The sequence below is a fragment of the Blastococcus sp. SYSU D00922 genome, assembly GCF_054050495.1.
In genome coordinates this window covers 64,278-85,866 of the sequence record NZ_JBJGZL010000007.1, presented here as the reverse complement: position 1 = coordinate 85,866, position 21,589 = coordinate 64,278, and the positions used below count along the sequence as shown (strand labels likewise).

Sequence of the window (21,589 nt, the reverse complement as noted above, 5' to 3'; positions counted from 1 at the left end):
GGACGGGAGACGCATGGGCAAGCTCATCTACTCGATGATCACCTCGCTCGACGGCTACGCCGAGGCCGCCGAGGGCGACCTCGGCTGGGGAGCCGCCGACGACGAGGAGGTGCACACCTACATCGGCGACACCTTCCGGCACGTGGGCACGTACCTCTACGGGCGGCGGATGTACGAGACGATGGTCTTCTGGGAGACCGCGCACGCGCTGCCCGACGCTCCGCCGCACGTCGTCGCCTACGCGCGGGACTGGCAGGCCGCCGAGAAGGTCGTGTACTCGACGACGCTGGAGTCGCCGTCGAGCGAGCGGACGAGGATCGAGCGGACCTTCGACCCGGAGGCCGTCGGCCGGCTCAAGGCGGAGTCCGGCTCCGACCTCACGATCGACGGGCCGACCCTCGCCGCGCAGGCGATCGCGGCCGGCCTGGTCGACGAGTACCACCTGTTCCTGACGACAACGGTGGTCGGCGGCGGCAAGCGGTTCTTCCCCGACGGCGTGCGCCTCGAGCTCGACCTGGTGGAGCAGCGCGCCTTCGCCAGCGGGCTGATCCACGCCCGCTACCGGACCCGCTGAGACGGCGAAGGGCCAGGCCTCCCCATCGCTGGGGAGCCTGGCCCTTCGTGCCGGTGGGCGATACTGGGTTCGAACCAGTGACCTCTTCGGTGTGAACGAAGCGCTCTACCACTGAGCCAATCGCCCGCTGCGGCCGTCGACGACCGCGCCCGTTGATTGTGCCAGAAGGTCACCGCCAGAGCGGCACCCACCCCGGCACCCAGTCGGGCACGCCGGTCATGTGCAGGGTGACGACCAGGACGCCATACACGAACGCCGCCGTCGCCGCCGCGATCAGCAACCGCACCCAGACCGGCTGGGCAGTGACCCAGTCGGTCCAGCGCTTGACGTGCTTCTTGGTGAACTCGAGCAGCCGCTCGGCCCAGGTGAACTCGCTGGCGAGGACGAACAGACCGGCGATCACGGTCAGCCAGCCCGGACCGGGCAGGGGGATGGTCGCCAGGCCGAGGGCGACGATCAGGCCGCCGACGACGCCCACCGCGACGCGGTAGCCGTGGTTGACGCTGCGGCGCGCGGCCAGCCGGCGGCGCCACTTCGCATCGGCCACCCGCTCGCGCAGGCTGCGCACCTCGTCGGCGTCGTACCGCGCCCGCCGCTCGTCCCGGGTCTCCCGGTGCCCGCGCTCGGGCGGAGCCGCTGTCCCGTGCTCGCTCAGCTGGTCACCTGCCCGGTCGCCACCACCTCCGTCGGTTCCGACGGAGCTTCCCGACCGGGCTCGATGCTGATGCCGTAGGTGGCGAATCCGTCGAGGCCGGTCAGCCGGGACTCTACGGTCCGGACGGCCATCTGTGACCCATCCACGTCGAAGGTGCCGAGAGCCTCCGGCGCCTCGCCACCCAGGCCCCAGACGACGTAGGTCGTGTCCTCGGTGTCGTTGGCCGGGAGGCCGAGCGTGATCACCCGCAGCTCGCCGTCGCGGGCCACGACGGTGGCGACCGGGTCGCCCTCCTCCCCCAGCGGCGCGACCGTCGCCGAGGGGTCCAGCAACGCCTCCACCGCGTCCTGCTGCGCGGCCACGGTGGAGCTGAGCTCGGCGCGGTCGGAGCGCAGGACGACGTTCCAGACGCCCAGGCCGAGCACCGCCGCGACGGCCGCGGCCACCAGGCCCCGGGCCAGGGAGCGGGGACGCGAGCGGGGTACCGGCATGGCGGGCGGAGGCGTGGCAGGCGGAGGCGTGGCGGGCGGAGGCGGAGGTGCGGGCGCCGGCGGCTGCTCCGGGCCCACCTGCTCCGTGGCGGCCACGGCCTCCCGGAGCCGCACGGCCAGTGCGTCGGAGGGCTCGGCGGCCGGCAGGTCCGCGGCCAGCGCACCCATGACCTCGGTGGTCTCCGCGACGGTCGTCGCGCACCTGCTGCAGCCGGCCAGGTGCCGGGCGAACTCCGCCTCGTCCTCCGGCTCGAGCGCGTGCAGCGCCCAGCCGACGGCCAGCTCGTCGAAGCGCTGGTGGTCGGCGCTCATCGCTGCGTCTCCTCCGCCGGCCGGACCCCGCCCAGGGCTCCTGCCCCCGCCGGGCCGCCGAGCTCCTCCCGGAGCCGGCGCATCCCGGCCAGCATCCGGGTCTTGACCGTCCCGAGCGGGGTGCCGGTGAGCGCGGCGACCTCGCGCTGCGTGTAGCCGCCGTAGTAGGCCAGCGTCAGCGCCTCCCGCTGGGGGTGGGACAGCGCGGCCATCGCCGTCCGGACCTGGTCGGCGACCACCCGGGACCACGCGTCGTCCTCCACGTCGCGCGTGGCCGTGGGGGCGTCCAGCGCCATCTCCTCCTCCGCCTGCACCTGCCTGCGCCGCTGCGACTCCTCGCGCCGCACCGCGTCCACCGCCTTGTGGTGCACGACCGCGAGCAGCCACGACGCCACGCTGCCCCGCGACCGGTCGAACGCCGACGGGTCCCGCCACACGCTGAGGAACACCTCCTGCAGCACGTCCTCGGCCAGCGCGTCGTCGGCGAGGATCCGGCGGGCCAGCGCGAAGGCCGGCCGGCGGAAGCGTGCGTAGAGGTCGTCGACCGCGCTGCGGTCGCCCGCGCGGATGCGGCGCATGACGTCGGCGTCCCCGGAGGCGTCGTCCGGACGCCGCGCCGGGGAGGTCACGGCTCCCATGATCACACGTCCCGTTCGTGCACTCCTGCCCCAGCGGTTCATTCCTGCGGGTGTTCGGGGTTCGCCGGGCGCCCGGCCGGGCATGGCAGGGGGCGACAAGCCCCGCCCGTGTGTGACGGGTGGGACGGATGTGAAGGAAGTGCAATGCCTCGTACCTCCGAGACCCGACGGTCGTTGACCTGACATGCGCAGCGGTTGGACCCCCGGGTACTCGTCCCCCATCACGCTTCAGCTGGTCGGTCCGCAGTCGTGGACCGAGGTACCGGCGTTGCTCTGCTATGACGCGGCCGACCCGTTCGCCGTCCGGATCGCCTTCGGCGACGTCGGCGACGAGAACGGCGTCGTCGACCCCGACGACGGCGGCATCGCCTGGCTGCTGAGCCGCGAGCTGCTGCAGGCGGGGCTCGAGGGCCCGGCCGGCGACGGCGACGTCCGGCTCTGGCCGGCCCACGCGGCGACCGATGTGCTCTTCCTCCACCTGCGCGCACCGTCGGGCGAGGCGCTGTTCGAGCTGTCGCGCGCGACCGTGGCCGCGTTCCTGCGCCAGACCGAGACGCTGGTGCCGTCCGGCAGCGAGAGCGAGCTGCTGGACCTCGACGACGAGCTGCACGTGCTCCTCTCCAACGGCGGGGCGGACCCTTCGGGCCGCTGACCTGCAGTTTCGGGTCTCCCACCGGCTCCTGACGGGCCGGTGGGGACCCCCCTGCTTGGAGGGCTCAGGGCCGTCGGTTAGAGTTCTCCTCGCAACGCGGACGTGGCTCAGCTGGTAGAGCATCACCTTGCCAAGGTGAGGGTCGCGGGTTCGAATCCCGTCGTCCGCTCGGAACCTCGGGCGCTGGTCGAGAGACTGGCGCCCGCGTGCGGTGGAGTGGCCGAGAGGCGAGGCAACGGCCTGCAAAGCCGTCTACACGGGTTCAAATCCCGTCTCCACCTCGTCTCCTCTGCGGAGCACGAGCGCGGAGGAGGGTCCGGTCGCGAGGCCGGGACGGGCGATTGGCGCAGCGGTAGCGCGCTTCCCTGACACGGAAGAGGTCACTGGTTCGATCCCAGTATCGCCCACAGAGAAGAACCCCCAGGCCGACGGCCTGGGGGTTCTCTCGTTCTCAGCGCCGGCGGCGGCGCGTCCGCCAACACCGCAGCGCCAGCCAGACCTCGAGGGCGGCGACGACGGCGAACAGCCCGGGCACGAGCGGGTCGACGTCCTCGTCCAGGAAGAAGGCCCCGAGCGCCGTCCCCACGGCGATCAGGAGGATCCCGATCCACGTGCCGGTCTGCGCCCGCTGGACCTCGGGCGACGGAGCCCTCCCGGCCGGGCGGGTCATCCCGCCACCGGGGCGACGCGCTCGACCCAGAAGGCGGCCACCTGGTCGGCGAGCTGCTCGGGGGTGCCGCTGTTGTCGAGGACCACGTCGGCGACCGCCCGCCGCTGCTCGTCCGACGCCTGGGCCGCGATGCGGGCGCGGGCGTCCTCCTCGGTGAGGCCGCGGCCCACGAGCCTGCGCACGCGGATCTCGGGATCGGCCTCGACGACCAGCACGAGGTCGTAGGAGCCCGCCTGGCCGGTCTCCACCAGCAGGGGGACGTCGTTGACCAGGACGGCGTCCTCGGGCGCCTCAGCGACCAGCTGAGCGGTCCGGGCGCGCACCAGCGGGTGCACGATGCCGTCGAGCCGGGAGCGGGCGGCCGGGTCGCTGAACACGACCGCGGCCAGCGCCGGCCGGTCGAGAGCTCCCTCGGCGGTCAGGATCCGGTCGCCGAACGCCTCGACCACCTGGGCCAGGCCGGGCGTGCCGGGCTCGACCACCTCGCGGGCGATGCGGTCGGCGTCCACGACGACGGCACCGCGATCGGCCAGGAGCGCCGAGACGGTGCTCTTGCCCGATCCGATCCCGCCGGTCAGCCCGATCCGCAGCACGACCGGACACTAGTTGCCCGCGCGGACACCCTCGGGAGGGGTCGAGGTCACGGCCGGGTAACAGCCGCCCCTCTCGTCCGGCGCGTCGCACCAGTCACACGCGCCACGCGCATAACGTCCGCCTCGGCGATCTTCCCCCGCCGAGAGAGGCAGAACCCGACATGTCCCGTACCACCGCTGACGCACCCTCCGCGACGCGCGCCGCCCACCGACAGGGCGCGGGCCGGCACCGGCTGGGCTCGGCCACCGGGATCCGCTGCGCCGACATCCCCGCCGTCCGCGAGCGGATGCAGTTCCAGCGCCCCGCGACGCGGCGCCGCAGCTCGTTCGTGGAGTGGCTGTTCCAGGCCCCGCCGGCCGGCCGCCACACGTGGAGCTTCCTCGCCGGTTCCGGCGGCCGCCCGCGCACCGCGTTCGCGATCATCCTCAGCCTCTGAGTCGACGCCGGAAGGCCCGTGGACGACCGTCCACGGGCCTTTTCGCGTGCCCAGGGAACGCCAGAGGCCCGGCACCCCCTGAAGGGGATGCCGGGCCTCTGGACGGGTGGGGCTAGGTCACTCGCCGCCGGCGAGCTTGGCCCGCAGCGCGGCCAGGGCCTCGTCGCTGGCCAGCGTGCCACCGGAGACCTCGGCGCCGACCGAGTCGCCACCGTCGCTGGAGTAGTTGCCCCCAGCGGCGGCCTCGGCGTCGGCCTCCTTGGCCGCGGCGATCTGCTTGCGGTGCGCCTCGTAGCGGGCCTGGGCCTCGGCGTACTGCCGCTCCCACTCCTCGCGCTGCGCGTCGAAGCCCTCGCGCCACTCGCCCGTGTCGGGGTCGAAGCCCTCCGGGTACAGGTAGTTGCCCTGCTCGTCGTAGGACGCGGCCATGCCGTAGGCGGCGGGGTCGAACTGGTCGTCCTCGCCGACGACGCCCTCGTTCGCCTGCTTGAGCGACAGCGAGATCCGACGGCGGTCGAGGTCGATGTCGATGACCTTGACCAGGATCTCGTCGCCGACCTGCACGACCTGCTCCGGGATCTCCACGTGGCGCTCGGCCAGCTCGGAGATGTGCACCAGGCCCTCGATGCCCTCGTCGACGCGCACGAACGCACCGAACGGGACGAGCTTGGTGACCTTGCCCGGGACGACCTGACCGATCTGGTGCGTGCGGGCGAACTGACGCCACGGGTCCTCCTGCGTCGCCTTCAGCGACAGGGAGACCCGCTCGCGGTCCAGGTCGACGTCGAGGACCTCGACGGTGACCTCCTGGCCCACCTCGACGACCTCGGACGGGTGGTCGATGTGCTTCCAGGACAGCTCGGAGACGTGCACCAGGCCGTCGACGCCGCCGAGGTCCACGAACGCACCGAAGTTGACGATCGAGGAGACGACGCCCGTGCGGACCTGGCCCTTGGCGAGCTTGTTGAGGAACTCGCTGCGCACCTCGGACTGGGTCTGCTCCAGCCACTGGCGACGGGAGAGCACGACGTTGTTGCGGTTCTTGTCGAGCTCGATGATCTTGGCCTCGAGCTCGCGGCCCACGTAGGGCTGGAGGTCGCGGACGCGGCGCATCTCGACCAGCGAGGCGGGGAGGAACCCGCGCAGGCCGATGTCGAGGATGAGGCCACCCTTGACGACCTCGATGACGGTGCCGGTGACGACCTCGTCGGCTTCCTTCTTGGCCTCGATCGTGCCCCAGGCGCGCTCGTACTGGGCGCGCTTCTTGGAGAGGATCAGCCGGCCTTCCTTGTCCTCCTTCTGGAGGACGAGGGCTTCCACCTCGTCGCCGACGCTGACGACCTCGTTGGGGTCGACGTCGTGCTTGATGGAGAGCTCGCGCGAGGGGATGACGCCCTCGGTCTTGTAGCCGATGTCCAGCAGCACCTCGTCCCGGTCGACCTTGACGATGACGCCCTCGACGATGTCGCCATCGTTGAAGTACTTGATCGTCTGGTCGATCGCCGCGAGGAAGTCCTCGGCGGAGCCGATGTCGTTGACGGCGACCTGGGGGGTGCTGGAAGGACGGACCTGGGTGGAGGTCATGTGGTTGGTTGCTCCGGACGGTTTATGCGTAGGGACAGGACGACCCACGGCCGTTCGGCCGTGGGGATGATCAGCGGGGAGAACCGGCGCGGGCCTTCCCCTGTGGGGAAGAGCACGACAGACCTCTGGCGCATTCCCCATGGTACGGACGCGCGCCCGCCCGGGTCCACCTGGGTTCCGGTCCGTGATCGGCCGCTCCGGCGTGTCACCATCGGCGCGCCATGAAGGAAACCAGCCCCCTCCCCCTCGCCGACGACGGCTACCCCGCGGCGGGCGGCGTCGCCCGCCGGGCCGCGGGCCGGGAGGAGTCGGCGCGGGCCAACCGCCGCTGGTGGGACGCCGCCGCGCCGGCGTACCTGGCCGAGCACGGCTCCGACCTCGGCGACGCGGACTTCCTCTGGTGCCCGGAGGGGCTGCGCGAGGCCGATGCGCACCTGCTGGGGGACGTCGCCGGCCGCCGCGTGCTGGAGATCGGCTGCGGGTCGGCGCCCTGCTCGCGCTGGCTGCGCTCGGCCGGGGCGGACGTCGTGGCGCTGGACCTCTCGGCGGGGATGCTGGCCCGGGCCGCCGAGCTGAACCGGTCGACCGGCATCGCCGTCCCGCTGCTCCAGGCCGACGCCGGCGCTCTGCCCCTCGCCGACGGATCCGTGGACCTGGCCTGCTCCGCCTTCGGCGGCCTCCCGTTCGTCGCCTTCGTCGAGGGCGCCCTGGCGGAGGTCGCCCGCGTGCTCCGGCCGGGCGGGCGGTTCGTCGCGTCGGTCAACCACCCGATGCGCTGGCCCTTCCCCGACTCCCCCGACCCCGAGGACCTGCGCATCGTCTCCTCGTACTTCGACCGCACGCCGTACGTGGAGACCGACTCCGGTGGGCGCGCCGTCTACGTGGAGCACCACCGCACTGTCGGCGACTGGGTGCGCGCCGTCGTCGGCGCGGGCCTGGTGCTCGAGGACCTGGTCGAGCCGGAGTGGACACCGGGCCGCACGCAGCACTGGGGCCAGTGGTCGCCCGAGCGGGGCGCACTAGTCCCCGGGACGCTAATCATCATGGCCACGCGCCCGTGAGGGCCCGCGACGTCACACCATCTCGTTAGCGATCCGGACGTATGACGCCATCCTGGGATCCTCGAAGCGGTAGTGCCCCTGCCCCGTCCGTCGAAGGATCGCAGATCCAGTGTTAGACACCAGTCGCTGGAAGTAGTTGTTCAGAGATCCCTGGGAGATCGGCGAACCAGTGACTCGCTCGATGGCGTCACGGAGGTCGGCGGAGGAGAACTCCTCTGTTTCGAAGGTCGCACATGCGACGAGGATCTGGCGATAGAGATCCGATTGCGAACGGATCGCGTCCCCGTACACGCGTCGCAGCGTCCCCTCCGCATCTTGCACTGCGAGACGGAGGGCGGCGCGCAGGTCTTCGGGACCGATTCGGTTGCGCCGCTGACCGATCGCCTCCTCAGCGCACTTCAACGCGAGCAGGTGAGTGAAGTGCGGATAGCCAGCGCTTAACTTCACGATCATGTCGACCGCCTTACGGTCGAAATGGAGACCAAGCGCACCAGCACCGGACTCCACAATCGCTCGAAGCTCGGCAGTGGCCATGCGGCGCAGCTTGACTTCGCGGAGGCAGCGCGCGACGGAGGGATGGGCTGCCGTTAGTTCCGCCCCAGTCGCTGCAATTCCAACGATCATGATTTTGAAGGGCGATCCGGAGTCACTGAGGTTCTTGATCAGCTCGGCGAGTTGGCGGCGGTCATCATCCTCGCTGATGGCATCAGCTTCATCAATGATCAACAGTCCTCGGAGGTCGCCGAGTGCGGCACCCACCGTGGAGGGGGAGAGCTTGCCAGTGGCTTGGTAGGTGGCGACGACCTCCCTTGCCCTGCTGGCCTCGATGGAGAGTGGACCAGCAGACAGGGCAGCACCGGCCTCACCGCCCGAAGACTTTTCCACCTGGGTCAGAGTGAGGTCTGCTCCCACGCGTGCGAGAGGAGACGCCATGATCGTGGCGAAGCTGTCGTGGCTGTCGCAGCGCTTCGTGAACAATTCCTGCGCGCTGCCGCTTCGGACAACGGCCGCGAGGACGTTGGCCAGGGATGTCTTCCCCACTCCTCGCTCCCCGTACAAGAGGATGTGTTGACCCGGCGTATTCAGGGTCTCGAAGAGGCCTCGTACTTCATCCTGTCGTCCGAACAGTAGATCGGTCTCGGAGACCGGCTTGTGCGGGGTGAAGACGTTCCGGACACCGGACTCAGTGACGCGCCGCTCTCGCTCGAGCCACGTGATGTCTACCGGACGAGAACCCGCCCGAGCCGGCTTGCTTGGAGAGGCGGCCTTGGCCAACCGCCGCTTGTTGTTCCGTCGCCCTGGCACAAGTCCGACCTTAACGGGGATGACGCTGCACCCCTTGGGTTCAGTGGGCCGCGTCGTTCCAGGTGCGCCCGAACCCGACGGAGACCTCGAGCGGAACGGAGAGATCCGCCGCGCCGGCCATCTCGCGCCGGACGAGGGTCTCGAGCGTCTCCCGCTCTCCCGGGGCCACCTCCAGGACCAGTTCGTCGTGCACCTGGAGCAGCATCCGCGAGCGGAGGCCCTCCTCGGCGATCGCCTTCTCCACGTTGAGCATGGCCACCTTGATGACGTCGGCGGCCGAGCCCTGGATGGGCGCGTTGAGCGCCATCCGCTCGGCCATCTCGCGCCGCTGGCGGTTGTCGCTGGTGAGGTCGGGCAGGTAGCGGCGGCGGCCGAGCGTGGTCTCGGTGTAGCCGGTGAGCCGCGCCTCCTCCACGACGGTGTCGAGGTAGTCGCGGATCCCGCCGAAGCGCTCGAAGTAGGCGTGCATCTGGCCACGCGCCTCCTCGGGGGTGATGCGCAGCTGCTGCGACAGGCCGTAGGCGGACAGCCCGTAGGCCAGGCCGTAGCTCATCGCCTTGATCCGGCGGCGCATCTCGGGGTCGACCTCCTCGATCGGGATGTCGTACGCCCGGGACGCGACGAAGGAGTGCAGGTCCTCCCCCGACGTGAACGCCTCGATCAGGCCCTCGTCCCCGGAGAGGTGGGCCATGATCCGCATCTCGATCTGGCTGTAGTCCGCCGTCATCAGCGACTCGAAGCCCTGGCCGACGACGAACGCCTGGCGGATGCGGCGGCCCTCGGCGGTGCGGATCGGGATGTTCTGCAGGTTCGGGTCGGTCGAGGAGAGCCGGCCGGTCGCGGCGATCGTCTGCTGGTACGTGGTGTGGATGCGCCCGGCGTCGTCGACCATCGGGATGAGGCCGTCGATGACGGTCCGCAGCCGCGTCACGTCGCGGTGGCGGAGCAGGTGCTCGAGGAACGGGTGACCGGTCTGGGCCAGCAGGCCGGTCAGCGCCTCGGCGTCCGTGGTGTAGCCGGACTTGATCTTCTTCGTCTTGGGCAGGCCCAGCTCGTCGAACAGCACCGCCTGCAGCTGCTTGGGCGAGCCGAGGTTCACCTCGCGGCCGATCACCGCGTAGCACTCGGAGGCCGCGGCGGCCACGCCGTCGGCGAACTCCTTCTGCAGGTCGTGCAGGAAGTCCAGGTCCGCGGCGATGCCCCGGTACTCCATGGCGGCCAGCACCCGGGTGAGCGGCAGCTCGATACCGCCGAGGAGGGCGTCGCCCCCGCGCTGGCCGAGCACGCTCTCCAGCGCGTCGGACAGGTCGTTGACCGCCACGGCCTTGAGGACGTCGGCGTGGGCCGCCTCCCGCGCGACGTCGGCCTCGCTCGGGCCGAGGCCGTCCAGCGTGAGCTGCCCCTCCGGCTCGGCGGCGTCCTTGAGCTCCCGCTTCAGGTAGCGGACGGAGAGGTCGCCCAGGTCGAACGACCGCTGGCCGGGGTTGGCGAGGTAGGCGGCGAGCGCCGTGTCGCTGACCAGACCCTCCAGCTCCCAGCCGCGGGCCCAGACCGCCAGCAGCGGGCCCTTGACCTCGTGCGCCACCTTGGGCGCGGACGGGTCGGCGAGCCAGGCGGCCAGCGCCTGCTCGTCGGCGGTGTCGAGGTCGGGGCCGACGTCGACGAAGGTGGCGCGGTCGTTGGCGGCGGCGAGGGAGAGACCGGTGAGCTCGCCGGTCCCCCGCCCCCAGGTGCCGCGGAAGATCAGGCCGGTGCGGCCGCTGCGGGCGTTGGCGTCGAGCCACGCGCCCAGGCCGCCGGCCTCCAGCTCGTCCTCGACGACGTCGAAGCCGCCCTCGACCTCCGGCTCGGCGCTGGTCAGGGTGGCGAAGAGCCGGTCGCGCAGCACCCGGAACTGCAGGTTGTCGAAGAGCGTGTGCACCTCGTTGCGGTCCCACGGCTGGACGGCGAGGTCGGCCGGGCCGAGGTCGAGCGGCACGGCGCGGTCGAGCTCGGTGAGCCGCCGGTTCTGCAGCACCGAGGAGAGGTGCTCGCGCAGCTTCTCGCCGACCTTGCCCTTCACCGTGTCGACCTGGTCGACCAGCGCGTCGAGCGAGCCGTACTCCCGCACCCACTTGGCGGCGGTCTTCTCGCCGACGCTGGGGATGCTGGGCAGGTTGTCGCTCGGGTCGCCCCGCAGGGCGGCGAAGTCCGGGTACTGGGCCGGGCTCAGGCCGTACTTGGTCTCGACCTCCTCCGGCGTGAAGCGCGTCATGTCCGACACGCCCTTGCGCGGGTAGAGCACGGTGACGTGGTCGTTGACCAGCTGCAGGGCGTCGCGGTCACCGGTCGCGATCAGGACGTCCATGCCCTGCTCGACCGCCTGGACGGTCAGCGTGGCGATGACGTCGTCGGCCTCGTAGCCCTCGGCGGTGATCACCGGGACGTGCAGCGCGGCCAGCACCTCCTGGACGAGGCTCACCTGCCCGCGGAAGTCGGTGGGGCTCTCGGACCTGTTGGCCTTGTACTCGGCGTAGATCTCGCTGCGGAAGGTCTTCCTGCCGACGTCGAAGGCGACGGCGAGGTGGCTGGGCTTCTCGTCGCGCAGGATGTTGATCAGCATCGAGGTGAAGCCGTAGACCGCGTTGGTCGGCTGGCCGGTCGTCGTGGAGAAGTTCTCGACCGGCAGCGCGAAGAAGGCGCGGTAGGCCAGCGAGTGGCCGTCCAGCAGGAGCAGGCGCGGGCGCTCGCCCGTGCTCGACGGGACGGCGGGCGCGGAGGTGGAGACCGGTGCGGACATCGGGGCCGATCCTAGGTGGGGGGTCCGACTGATTACCGTGCCTCCGTGACGACAGCTCGCCCGGACTGGATCCCCGCCGACAAGCTCAGCCCGCTCGACGACAAGCTGGGCATCCGGATCACCGACTACAACCCGGACCGGCTGGTCGCGACCATGCCGGTCGAGGGCAACGAGCAGCCGTTCGGCCTGCTGCACGGCGGCGCGAGCTGCGCCCTGATGGAGACGATCGGCTCGTGGGCCGGCGCCCTCCACGCCGGCCCCGACAAGCAGGTCGTCGGCATCGAGCTGAACGCCAGCTACCTGCGCGGGGCGACGTCCGGCGTCGTCACCGCGGTGTGCACCCCGGTCCGCCGCGGGCGGACGCTCTCGACGTTCCTCATCGAGATCACCGACGACCAGGGCCGGCCCACCGCCACCGGGCGGCTCACGACCCTGACCAAGGCGTAGCCGCGGCCTAGGCGGTCAGCCCGCGCGGGACCGTCCGCCGCCGGGGAGCCGGCCGGCGCGGCGACGGCAGCGGCACCCCGCCGCGCTGCCAGGACGCGAGCGACCGCACGAGCGAGTCGACGGCCACGATGCGCCGCGTGGTCAGCGGCGCGAAGCCCATCCGGGCGAAGAAGCGCTGCCGCTCCGCCTCGTGGCCGCCGGCGGCGGCGACCACGTACGCCGCGTCGTGCTCCCGCGCGTAAGTCGCTGCCGCCTCGAGCAGGACGGCGCCGGCACCGCGCCGCCGGTGCTCGCGGTGGACGACGAAGGTGTCCACGGTGACCTGCGGGTTGCCGAGCACGAGGGACAGCGGGTCGAGCCCGAGCACCGCCAGGCCGACCGCGATCTCGCCGCCGGCGGCCCCGTCGGCCGCGTAGGGCCCGGGCAGGACGGCGAGGACGACGCGGTGGCCCGGGTCGTCGAGCAGCCGGCGGAAACCGGAAGCCGCGGCGTTCAGCGAGGTGTGGCCGGTGAGGACGTCCTCGGCGTGCGCGTCGGCGCGGTGCTGGCGCACGAGGGCGAGGACGGCGGGCAGGTCGGCCGCACGTGCCGTACGCGTGACCACGCGGGACCGCGAACCCGAAGCTGGCACCGGAACCTCCCCTGGAAGTGGGGGAAGACTGCACCGCTGAACTGCCGTGATCACGCCGACGCGCCGCAACGACACGGACCGTTACCACGGCGGCGTGTCGCGGAAAGGTCACAGGTCAGCCGGAAGAGACGGCTGCGCAACACAGCCGGGTTAGGGTCCGTGCTCAATCATCCGCCCTGGGAGGTCGAGTGACGCACGCGGGAAACCGTGCCCGCCGGCACGGTCGACGATCGGGACCCGCCGGGTCCCCGCAGCGACTGGGAGGTCGCGGTCGGCCACCGGTCGGGCACGGCGTCGTCCGGCTGCTGCTGGTCCTGGCGTTCGGCCTCGGCCTGGCCGCCTTCACGCCGGGCGTCGCGCAGGCCGAGGCCGCGAGCGAGCAGGTCGCCGGAACGCTGCAGACCAGCCGCAGCGGCCCCATCGAGGGCATCGAGGTCCTCGTCGAGGACGAGGCCGGTGAGCGGATCGACGAGGTCGAGACCGACGAGGAGGGCCGCTGGTCGGTCGACCTCCCCGGCCCCGGCCGCTACACGGTCACGATCGACGCGGACGACCTGCCCGAGGGCGTCGAGCTCGCCGGTGCGGACAACCGCACCGTCAACGTCGACGAGGGCCGCCGGCAGGCGGTCATCATCGGCCTCGAGGACGGCAGCCGCGGCTCCGGCGGCGGGACCGTCCGCGCCGTCCAGCTGCTCGTCGACGGCATCCGCTTCGGCCTGCTGATCGCCATGGCCGCTGTCGGCCTGTCGCTGATCTTCGGGACGACGGGGCTGACCAACTTCGCCCACGGCGAGCTGGTGACCATCGGGGCGGTCGCCGCCTGGTACATCAACGTGTCCGGCGGGGTGAACCTGATCGTCGCGACGATCCTGGCGATGATCGTGGGCGCCGCGGTCGGCGCGCTGAACGAGCTGGGCCTGTGGCGCCCGCTGCGGCGCCGCGGCACCGGGCTCATCGCGGCGCTGGTCGTCTCGATCGGCCTGTCGCTGCTGCTGCGCTACCTGATCCAGGTCATCTACGGCGGCCGGTCCAGCCCGTACCAGGGCTTCCAGGGCGGTCGCGCCGTCGACTACGGGATCTTCACGATGACGAACGCCGACCTGGCGTCGGTGATCATCTCCGTGGTCGTCCTGGTGCTCGTCGCGGTGATGCTGCAGCGGACCAAGATCGGCAAGGCCATGCGGGCCGTGTCCGACAACCGCGACCTGGCCGCCTCCTCGGGCATCGACGTGAACCGCGTGATCCTCGTGGTCTGGATGATGGGCGGCGCGCTGGCGGCGCTGGGCGGCGTCCTGCTCGGCCTGTCGGACCAGGTGCAGTGGGACATGGGGTTCCGCCTGCTGCTGCTCATGTTCGCCGGCGTCACGCTGGGCGGGCTCGGTACCGCCTACGGCGCCCTCGTCGGGAGCCTCATCGTGGGCGTGTTCGTGCAGATGTCGACCCTCGTCATTCCAAATGACGTGAAGTACGTCGGAGGGCTGCTGCTCTTGATCGTCATCCTCGTCATCAGGCCCCAGGGCATCCTGGGCAGCCGGGTACGGATCGGCTGAGGCGATGGCTGACCTCCTCAACGCCCTGGCCGTCGCCGGCAAGTCCGCGCTCGGGTTCCAGGCGATCTTCTTCGCGCTGCTGGCCATCGGCATCAACGTGCAGTTCGGCTACGCCGGGCTGCTGAACTTCGGCCAGATCGCCTTCGCGATGCTCGGTGGGTTCGGCATCGCGATCTCGGTGAGCAAGTGGGGCCTGAACTTCTGGGTCGGTGTCCTCGTCGGCATCGCGGCTGCCGTCGTGCTGGCCCTGCTGCTCGGTCTGCCGACGCTGCGGCTGCGCGCCGACTACCTGGCCATCGCGACCATCGCGACGGCCGAGGGGCTGCGGCTGCTGTTCCGGTCGGTCTCGGCCACGCCGGTCACCAACGGGACGCGCGGGATCTCCGGGTTCAACCAGGACTTCATCGCCCTGGCGCCGTGGAACACCTCCCAGCGGTACCGGATCCTCGGCACCAGCTGGTCGGGCGGTGAGCTCTGGGTGGCGCTGATCGGCTGGATCCTGGTGATCCTCGCCAGCCTCCTGGTGTGGGCGCTCATGCGCAGCCCCTGGGGGCGCGTGCTCAAGTCCATCCGCGAGGACGAGGACGCCGTCCGCTCGCTGGGCAAGAACGTCTACGTCTACAAGATGCAGGCGCTCGTGCTCGGCGGCGTCCTCGGTGCCCTCGGCGGCATGGTCTACGCCGTCGGCACCGGCTCGGCCGTGCCGGACCAGTACCAGAACGCGAACACGTTCCTGGCGTACGCCGCCCTGATCCTGGGCGGGGCCGCACGTGTCCTCGGCCCGGTCGTGGGTTCGATGATCCTGCTGTTCATCCTGCAGTTCGCCGACACCGGGCTCCGCCTGCTGATCAGCAACGGCGTCATCCCCGAGGACCTGCTGTCCTCCACCGACGTGGCGCAGATCCGGTTCATCCTGGTGGGTGTCGGACTGATGCTGCTGCTGATCTTCCGCCCGCAGGGCATCTTCGGCGATCGACGAGAGGTGATGCTCGATGCCCGCTGACCCCACACCCCACGGTGCGACGGCGTCGGGCGCAGGTGCGTCCAAGGCTGCGCCGCAGCGGCTGGCCCAGGCGGCCCTGCGCGACCTCCCCTGGGAGGTCGGCGTCGCCAAGCCGGACGCGGCGGTCGTCGTCGACGGCGTCACGCGGACCTTCGGTGGTCTGACCGCCGTCGCGGTGGACCACCTGGAGATCCAGCGGGGCGGCATCACCGGCCTGATCGGTCCCAACGGTGCCGGCAAGACGACGCTGTTCAACCTGCTGACGGGGTTCGACCAGCCCGACACCGGGACCTGGTCGTTCAACGGCAAGGATCTGGGCAAGCTGTCGCCGCACCAGGTGGCGCGGCTCGGCGTCGTCCGCACGTTCCAGCTGACCAAGGCGCTGTCCCGGCTCACCGTGCTGCAGAACATGCTGCTCGGAGCGCAGGGGCAGCGCGGTGAGAGCTTCTTCCGCGCACTGGTGCCCGGCACCTGGCGGGCGCAGGAGAAGGCGAACACCGAGAAGGCCATGGACCTGCTCAAGCGGTTCAAGCTGGACGCGAAGAAGGACGACTTCGCCGGGACCCTGTCGGGCGGTCAGCGCAAGCTGCTGGAGATGGCGCGGGCGCTCATGAGCGACCCCCAGGTCGTCATGCTCGACGAGCCGATGGCCGGGGTGAACCCCGCGCTCACCCAGAGCCTGCTCGGGCACGTCAAGGACCTGCGCGAGCAGGGCATGACGGTGATCTTCGTCGAGCACGACATGGACGTCGTCCGCGACATCAGCGACTGGGTGGTGGTCATGGCCGCCGGCCGGATCATCGCCGAGGGGCCGCCGGAGTCCATCAGCCAGAACCAGGCCGTGGTCGACGCATACCTGGGCGCGCACCACGACGCCCCGCTCACGGTCGAGGAGGAGGACCGCGTCCTCGCCCAGGCCGAGCAGGCGATCGCCCGCGAGGAGGCGACCGACGGCGAGGTCCTGAGCACCGAGAGCGCGACCGGAGACGACCGGAGGAACGACCGATGAGCGACCCCTTGTTCGAGGTCGACGAGTCCGGTGAGGACCTGACCCGCGCCGACACCGCCGCGACGACGACGGAGCTCTCCCCCGCGGAGAAGGCGGCCACCCGCGAGGAGCACGTGCGCCTCGCCGAGGGTGCGCTGGTGCGCGCCGACGACCTGGTGGCCGGGTACGTCCCGGGGGTCAACATCCTCCGGGGTTGCGACTTCTACCTGCAGGACGGCGAGCTCGTAGGCATCATCGGCCCGAACGGGGCCGGGAAGTCGACGCTGCTGAAGGCGCTGTTCGGGCTCATCCCGGTGCGGTCGGGGACGGTGACGCTGCGGGGAGAGGACATCACCTCGGCGCCGGCGCACCGCCTGGTGTCGCTCGGGGTCGGCTACGTGCCGCAGAACAACAACGTGTTCCCCTCGCTCACCCTCGAGGAGAACATGCAGATGGGCGTCTACCTGCGGCCGAAGACGTTCAAGGAGCGCTTCGACTACGTGGTCGACCTCTTCCCGCTGCTCGGTGAGCGGCGCAAGGCGAAGGCCGGCACGCTGTCCGGTGGTGAGCGGCAGATGGTCGCCATGGGTCGCGCGCTGATGATGGACCCGTCGGTGCTGCTGCTCGACGAGCCCTCGGCCGGCCTCTCTCCCGCCTACCAGGACGAGGTCTTCATCCGCTGCCGCCGGATCAACGCGACGGGCGTCTCGATCATCATGGTCGAGCAGAACGCGCGCCGCTGCCTGCAGATCTGCGACCGCGGCTACGTCCTCGACCAGGGCCGGAACGCGTACACGAACACCGGCGAGTCGCTGATGCACGACCCGAAGGTCATCGAGCTCTACCTGGGCACGCTCGCCAAGGCGAACTGACCGCCCCGCACGGCCTCGGTCCCGGCGCCGGCTCCCCTCGGGGGGCCGGCGCCGAGTCGTTCCGGTGCCTCCTCAGAAGGGAGCCGGTTCGTCGCCGGGGCGGGGTGGACGCCCGAGCGCCCGTTCGCGCAGGGTAAGCCGCTGCGGTGGCGCCTGCTGCGGCGGTGGTCGGTCGTCGGTGCCGTAGCGCGGCGGGTGGGTGGTGATGCGTTCCCCGGAGGGGGTCGTCCACTCCAGGCCGCCGTCGGGGAGCCGGCGCATGCTCCAGCCGGGTGCCTGGTGGCTGAGCCGGTGGTGGTGGCGGCACAGGCAGCAGAGGTTGTCGCAGCTGGTCGCGCCGGCCGGCCAGGGCCGGTTGTGGTCGAGGTCGCAGCGGGCGGCCGGGATGCGGCAGCCCGGGAAGCGGCAGCGCCGGTCGCGGGCCCGCACGAATCGCTGCATCGCGTCGCTGGGCCGGTACCGGTCGACCGGTGAGGGCGGGCCGAGGCCGGCGGTGACGGGTCGGTGGGTGCACGGCGCCCGGCCGGTGCGGCAGGCGGGCCGATCGCAGGTGGCGGCGCGGCGGATCTCGGTCGGGCTGGCCAGGGCCAGCAGTTGCCCGGAGAGATCGTCCACGACCGCGATCTGCGGCGGCTCGGCCAGCGCCGTCCCGGCGACCGACGGCAGGCCCAGCAGCTCCGGCATCCCGTCGGACGGCCGCGGAGCGACCGGCGCAGCGTCCGCTGCCTCCGGTCGCGGCAGGAGGCCGAGGGCGTGGGCGAGCTCGCGGACCAGCAGGGCCGGCACCGGCTGCCCGTCGACCTCGCCGGGCTCGTTGCCACCGGTGAGGGTGCCCACGGTGGCGACCACTGTCAGCTGCGCCTGCACCGGCGGCCGCTCGGCGTCCGGGCGCAGGATCAGGTCGGCCAGGCAGTCGACCATCCGCTGGTCCTTGCTGCGGGCGTCGTCGGGGGTCGCGCAGTCGGCGGCGTAGGCCTCCAGCGCCCGGTAGCAGGCCCGGGCCACCGGCAGCGGCATGCCGGCGGACAGCGTCGCCATGCCGTCCTCGCCCGGCTGCACCCGCACCGCCCGGTCGCGCACCGCCGCGGCCAGCCGACGCGCCGCGGCCGACGCATCGGCGCGCAGCACCGCCCGCTTGGCCGCGACGCGGAGGGCGGCCACCGTCCTCCCGGCCGCCCGCGCCAGCACCCCGGCCTCCACCTCGGCGCGGATGCCGTCGTCCGCGATCGGCGACAGCACCTCGGTGAGCATGCGCGCGTGCGCCGGCGTGATCACCCCGGCCTCCAGAGCGGCCAGCGTGGCCGGCAGCTGCTCCACCAGGGTCACCGACTCGACCAGCAGCGCCGAGGCCGCCTGCGCCGACAGGCCGAGCGCCGCCATCACCTCGTCCACCGCCCACTCGCTGACCGCGGTGAGCTCCGCCGGCCGCGCCGCCCGGGTGGCAGCCGCCGCCGCGCCCACCTCGGTGTCCGGGCGGTCGAGCTCAGCGGCCGGACGCGCCCGGGCGAACGCCGCCACCGCACGCGCCTGCACCGCCGCCTCCCGCGACGCCCGCCGCTGCGCGGCCTTCGCCCCGGCCAGCTGGAGCGCGCCGGCCTCCAGCAGCGCGGCCAGCCGGCCACCCTCCGGCTCCACGGCCACCGGCCGCTGCGGCAGGTCCACGAGCACGGCGCGGCGCGGGATCAGCAAGTCGATGCGCTGCGGCCGGCCCTCGAGCCGGTCGCGCAGCCGCTCCTCCACCGCGGAGGCAGCGCCCGCGGAGGACGACGGCAGCGGATCGAACATGCGTTCGATCCTATCGGACGGACCGCCCCGTGACCAGCGGGGACGAAGCCTGTGGACAGCACAGTGGCCCGGCACCGCGAGGGTGCCGGGCCACTGTGGTGGCTCCTACCGGATCAGCGATCCGGCAGAGGGATCAACGCTGCGGGCCGACGCCGTTCGAGTTGAGACCCTCGAGGATCCGCGAGGACTCCTCGAAACCGATGACCACGATGGCGTCGGGGTTGAAGTCCACCATCTGCTGGACCTCGGAGTCGAAGTTCGCCGCCTGCGGGTCGTAGGTGATGCTGACGATGTCGTCCTCGGAGAGACCCGCGTCAACCAGGTTGTTGAGGGTGTTCTCCGCGAGACCCGTGCCGTACGGGTCGTTGAGGGCCAGGATCCCGACCGTGTTGTTGCCGTCCTCGATGATCAGGTCGGCCAGGGCGCGAGCCTGCAGCGTGTCCGGCGGAGCCGTACGGAAGTACAGCCCGTTGTCGTTGTAGGTCGTGAACTGGTCCGACGTGTTCGCCGGGGAGATCTGCATGACGCCGGCCTGCGTGATGGCGTCGATGACGGTGAGGCTCACGCCCGAGGACGCGGCACCGACGATCGCGTTGACGCCGGCCTGGAGCAGGCGGTCGACGGTCTGCGTGGCGGTGTCGGTCGAGGCGTCACCCGAGTCACCCTCGACGAGCTGGACGGGCTGCCCGAAGACGCCGCCGGCCTCGTTGATGTCCTGGACGGCGAGCTTGGCACCGGCGACCTCCGGCGGGCCGAGGAACGCGAGGTTCCCGGTCAGCGGGAGCAGGGTGCCGATGACCAGCGGAGCGCCGGACGTCGCGGTCGGGACCGGGTCCGGGCCCTCGTCGGTGGCGGCGTTGGCCTCGTCGCCGGCGAGCACGAACTCCGTGGCGTCGTCGTCGAGGGCGTTGTCCTCACCGAACTGGAGGATGCCGAAGCTGGCCTCGGCCGGCTCACCGGCGTCGGCGAAGCTCAGCGGGCCGGAGGCACCGTCGTAGTCGACGTTGCCGCCGCCGGCGAGGATCTCCGCGCAGCTGGCGTAGTCGGTGCACGCCTCGCCACCGAAGGTGAGGCCGTTGACGTAGTCCTTGAACGTGTTGGCCTGGTTGGTGCCGGCCGCCTGGGCCGCCAGCGCCGTCAGGACCACGGCGTCGTAGGTCTCACCCGCGTAGTTGTAGTCCTGCAGCTCGGGGTCGACCTCGAGCAGCCGGTCCGTGAACTCCGACGACAGGTCGGTGAGGGGCGTGGTGCCCTTCATGCCGGCCAGGGCGCCCTCTTCGGAGAAGTCCTCGCCGAGAGCGTTACCCATGTTGCCGTCGGTGCCGTAGATGTTGACCTGCTTCTCACCGCTGTCGGCCGAGCCGGTGTCACCCTCGTCGTCGCCCCCGCCGCCGCAGGCGGTGAGAGCGAGCAGGGCGGCACCAGCGAGGGCGATGCTGCGGGCAGTGGTGCCAGTGCGCATCAAGCAACTCCCAGTGTCATCGTTCTCTGCGTCGCCGGGTGGATTCACAGGAAATCCGCCGCTCGGACGCCGATCGGTGCGGAGAACCTAACTGGCCCGCGGAGCGATGCACCCGGCGTTCAACCGATAGTGATGGGGTTGTGATCTAGGGATTTCCCGGCGATCCGGCCCGCGGACGGTGGGTCACCCACCCCACGGGAGCCGCGGGCACCCTCCGCGATTCAGACCGTCGAGCCCTCGCCCGTCGTGCCCGGGACGGCGTCGGCGACGGCACCCGCGTCGATGATCGACTGCGCCAGGGCCTTCATCGACGTCCGCTGGTTCATCGCGGTGCGCTGGATCCACCGGAAGGCCTCGGCCTCGGTGATGCCCTGCTCGGCCATCAGCTGACCCTTCGCCTTCTCGACGACCTTCCGGGTCTCGAGCCGCTCCTCGAGCGTCCGCACCTCACCGTCCAGCGCGGTCATCTCGGTGAATCGGGCCCGCGCGACCTCGATGGCCGGGACCAGGTCGTTCTTGGAGAAGGGCTTCACGAGGTAGGCCATGGCACCGGCGTCGCGCGCCCGCTCGACCAGCTCCCGCTGGCTGAAGGCGGTGAGCACGATGACGGGGGCGACGCGGGCCGACGCGATCTGCTCGGCGGCCGACAACCCGTCCAGGACCGGCATCTGGATGTCGAGGATGACGAGGTCCGGCCGCAGCTCGGTGGCGCGGTCCACAGCCTGCTGCCCGTCGCCGACCTCGGCGACGACCGAGTAGCCCTCCTCCTCGAGCATCTCCTTGAGGTCGAGGCGGATGAGGGCCTCGTCCTCGGCGATGATGACCCGGATCGTCTCGCTGCTCACGGGCGGAAGCCTAGCGACGTCGGGCCGCCCGCACCTCACCGCTACGCTGCTCGGGCAGCCGGGCACCCCGGCGCGCCCCCGTACCCCAATCGGCAGAGGGAGCGGATTCAAAACCCGCGCAGTGTGCGTTCGAGTCGCACCGGGGGCACTCTGCAATCCTGTCGTCCTGCGGGCGACACCGCGGCCAGGTGCCGTCCCGACCAGCGTCGAGCCGCTTCGTCGCGGCTCCGCGGGACCCTCCGGGCCCCCCTCGCC

21 protein-coding genes and 5 tRNA genes are annotated in these 21,589 nt (G+C 71.7%); 13 read left to right on the top strand and 13 right to left on the bottom strand.

Going from position 1 to position 21,589, the window contains the following annotated elements:
* Nucleotides 1-13 precede the first annotated feature (13 nt).
* Nucleotides 14-574, top strand: a complete 561-nt coding sequence (locus ACI78T_RS11990) for a dihydrofolate reductase family protein (protein ID WP_456558320.1) — start codon at nt 14-16, stop codon at nt 572-574.
* A 54-nt stretch (nt 575-628) separates the two neighbouring features.
* Here the strand turns inward: ACI78T_RS11990 and ACI78T_RS11985 are convergent.
* The 4 genes from ACI78T_RS11985 to ACI78T_RS11970 form a co-directional block, all read right to left on the bottom strand.
* Nucleotides 629-700: transfer RNA gene (locus ACI78T_RS11985), tRNA-Val, on the bottom strand.
* 43 nt (nt 701-743) lie between these two features.
* Nucleotides 744-1,142: a TIGR02611 family protein gene (locus ACI78T_RS11980; RefSeq protein WP_456558319.1), complete on the bottom strand. Its 399-nt coding sequence runs from the start codon at nt 1,140-1,142 to the stop codon at nt 744-746.
* Nucleotides 1,143-1,225: 83 nt separating this feature from the next.
* Nucleotides 1,226-2,032: an anti-sigma factor gene (locus ACI78T_RS11975; RefSeq protein ID WP_456558318.1), complete on the bottom strand. Its 807-nt coding sequence runs from the start codon at nt 2,030-2,032 to the stop codon at nt 1,226-1,228.
* Complete coding sequence (locus ACI78T_RS11970; protein ID WP_456558317.1) at nt 2,029-2,670, bottom strand: sigma-70 family RNA polymerase sigma factor; 642 nt, start codon at nt 2,668-2,670, stop codon at nt 2,029-2,031. Before ACI78T_RS11970 ends, ACI78T_RS11975 begins: the two co-directional genes overlap by 4 nt.
* 184 nt (nt 2,671-2,854) lie before the next feature.
* Between ACI78T_RS11970 and ACI78T_RS11965 the strand changes: the two genes are divergently transcribed.
* From ACI78T_RS11965 to ACI78T_RS11950, 4 genes are all read left to right on the top strand, one after another.
* Nucleotides 2,855-3,322, top strand: coding sequence for an SsgA family sporulation/cell division regulator (locus ACI78T_RS11965; protein ID WP_456558316.1), 468 nt, complete (start codon nt 2,855-2,857; stop codon nt 3,320-3,322).
* A 96-nt stretch (nt 3,323-3,418) separates the two neighbouring features.
* Nucleotides 3,419-3,491, top strand: a tRNA-Gly gene (locus tag ACI78T_RS11960).
* 41 nt (nt 3,492-3,532) lie between these two features.
* Nucleotides 3,533-3,603 (top strand) — tRNA-Cys (locus ACI78T_RS11955).
* Between the two features lie 54 nt (nt 3,604-3,657).
* A tRNA-Val gene (locus ACI78T_RS11950) sits at nt 3,658-3,729 on the top strand.
* A gap of 44 nt (nt 3,730-3,773) precedes the next feature.
* Here ACI78T_RS11950 and ACI78T_RS11945 read toward each other — a convergent pair.
* Both ACI78T_RS11945 and coaE read right to left on the bottom strand, forming a co-directional pair.
* A complete protein-coding gene (locus tag ACI78T_RS11945) occupies nt 3,774-3,992 on the bottom strand; it encodes a hypothetical protein (protein ID WP_456558315.1) in 219 nt (72 codons plus the stop codon).
* Nucleotides 3,989-4,585: a dephospho-CoA kinase gene (gene coaE / locus ACI78T_RS11940; RefSeq protein WP_456558314.1), complete on the bottom strand. Its 597-nt coding sequence runs from the start codon at nt 4,583-4,585 to the stop codon at nt 3,989-3,991. The genes ACI78T_RS11945 and coaE overlap by 4 nt, the downstream gene beginning before the upstream one ends.
* A gap of 161 nt (nt 4,586-4,746) precedes the next feature.
* On the opposite strand from coaE, the gene ACI78T_RS11935 reads away from it, so the two are divergent.
* On the top strand, nt 4,747-5,022 hold the full coding sequence (locus ACI78T_RS11935; RefSeq protein ID WP_456558313.1) for a hypothetical protein: 276 nt from the start codon (nt 4,747-4,749) through the stop codon (nt 5,020-5,022).
* Nucleotides 5,023-5,139: 117 nt separating this feature from the next.
* Here the strand turns inward: ACI78T_RS11935 and rpsA are convergent, their stop codons facing one another.
* Entirely contained in the window at nt 5,140-6,606 is a 1,467-nt protein-coding gene (gene rpsA / locus ACI78T_RS11930) for a 30S ribosomal protein S1 (RefSeq protein ID WP_456558312.1), read from the bottom strand.
* A gap of 221 nt (nt 6,607-6,827) precedes the next feature.
* Between rpsA and ACI78T_RS11925 the strand changes: the two genes are divergently transcribed.
* Nucleotides 6,828-7,667 carry a class I SAM-dependent methyltransferase gene (locus tag ACI78T_RS11925; RefSeq protein WP_456558311.1) on the top strand — a complete coding sequence of 280 codons (840 nt, stop codon included), beginning with the start codon at nt 6,828-6,830 and terminating at the stop codon, nt 7,665-7,667.
* A gap of 12 nt (nt 7,668-7,679) precedes the next feature.
* Here the strand turns inward: ACI78T_RS11925 and ACI78T_RS11920 are convergent, their stop codons facing one another.
* Together ACI78T_RS11920 and polA are read right to left on the bottom strand one after the other, a co-directional pair.
* Entirely contained in the window at nt 7,680-8,942 is a 1,263-nt protein-coding gene (locus tag ACI78T_RS11920; protein ID WP_456558310.1) for an nSTAND1 domain-containing NTPase, read from the bottom strand.
* A 70-nt stretch (nt 8,943-9,012) separates the two neighbouring features.
* Complete coding sequence (gene polA / locus ACI78T_RS11915; protein WP_456558309.1) at nt 9,013-11,751, bottom strand: DNA polymerase I; 2,739 nt, start codon at nt 11,749-11,751, stop codon at nt 9,013-9,015.
* Nucleotides 11,752-11,796: 45 nt separating this feature from the next.
* Here polA and ACI78T_RS11910 point away from each other — a divergent pair, with 45 nt between their 5' ends.
* Nucleotides 11,797-12,198, top strand: a complete 402-nt coding sequence (locus tag ACI78T_RS11910; RefSeq protein ID WP_456558308.1) for a PaaI family thioesterase — start codon at nt 11,797-11,799, stop codon at nt 12,196-12,198.
* 7 nt (nt 12,199-12,205) lie between these two features.
* On the opposite strand, the gene ACI78T_RS11905 is transcribed toward ACI78T_RS11910, so the two are convergent.
* Nucleotides 12,206-12,802 (bottom strand): N-acetyltransferase family protein, encoded by a 597-nt coding sequence (locus ACI78T_RS11905; protein WP_456558307.1) that lies wholly within the window; start codon nt 12,800-12,802, stop codon nt 12,206-12,208.
* Nucleotides 12,803-13,017: 215 nt separating this feature from the next.
* Between ACI78T_RS11905 and ACI78T_RS11900 the strand changes: the two genes are divergently transcribed.
* The 4 genes from ACI78T_RS11900 to ACI78T_RS11885 are packed head-to-tail and all read left to right on the top strand — an operon-like array spanning nt 13,018 to nt 17,242.
* Entirely contained in the window at nt 13,018-14,379 is a 1,362-nt protein-coding gene (locus ACI78T_RS11900) for an ABC transporter permease subunit (protein WP_456558306.1), read from the top strand.
* A gap of 4 nt (nt 14,380-14,383) precedes the next feature.
* Nucleotides 14,384-15,382, top strand: coding sequence for a branched-chain amino acid ABC transporter permease (locus ACI78T_RS11895; RefSeq protein WP_456558305.1), 999 nt, complete (start codon nt 14,384-14,386; stop codon nt 15,380-15,382).
* Nucleotides 15,372-16,391, top strand: coding sequence for an ABC transporter ATP-binding protein (locus ACI78T_RS11890; RefSeq protein WP_456558304.1), 1,020 nt, complete (start codon nt 15,372-15,374; stop codon nt 16,389-16,391). Before ACI78T_RS11895 ends, ACI78T_RS11890 begins: the two co-directional genes overlap by 11 nt.
* A complete protein-coding gene (locus ACI78T_RS11885; RefSeq protein WP_456558303.1) occupies nt 16,388-17,242 on the top strand; it encodes an ABC transporter ATP-binding protein in 855 nt (284 codons plus the stop codon). Before ACI78T_RS11890 ends, ACI78T_RS11885 begins: the two co-directional genes overlap by 4 nt.
* 72 nt (nt 17,243-17,314) lie before the next feature.
* Here ACI78T_RS11885 and ACI78T_RS11880 read toward each other — a convergent pair whose 3' ends face one another.
* From ACI78T_RS11880 to ACI78T_RS11870, 3 genes are all read right to left on the bottom strand, one after another.
* On the bottom strand, nt 17,315-19,027 hold the full coding sequence (locus ACI78T_RS11880; RefSeq protein WP_456558302.1) for a DUF222 domain-containing protein: 1,713 nt from the start codon (nt 19,025-19,027) through the stop codon (nt 17,315-17,317).
* Between the two features lie 133 nt (nt 19,028-19,160).
* A complete protein-coding gene (locus tag ACI78T_RS11875) occupies nt 19,161-20,489 on the bottom strand; it encodes an ABC transporter substrate-binding protein (protein WP_456558301.1) in 1,329 nt (442 codons plus the stop codon).
* A 221-nt stretch (nt 20,490-20,710) separates the two neighbouring features.
* Nucleotides 20,711-21,334 (bottom strand): ANTAR domain-containing response regulator, encoded by a 624-nt coding sequence (locus ACI78T_RS11870; RefSeq protein WP_456558300.1) that lies wholly within the window; start codon nt 21,332-21,334, stop codon nt 20,711-20,713.
* Nucleotides 21,335-21,408: 74 nt separating this feature from the next.
* On the opposite strand from ACI78T_RS11870, the gene ACI78T_RS11865 reads away from it, so the two are divergent.
* A tRNA-Leu gene (locus ACI78T_RS11865) sits at nt 21,409-21,482 on the top strand.
* The last annotated feature ends 107 nt before the right edge of the window (nt 21,483-21,589 follow it).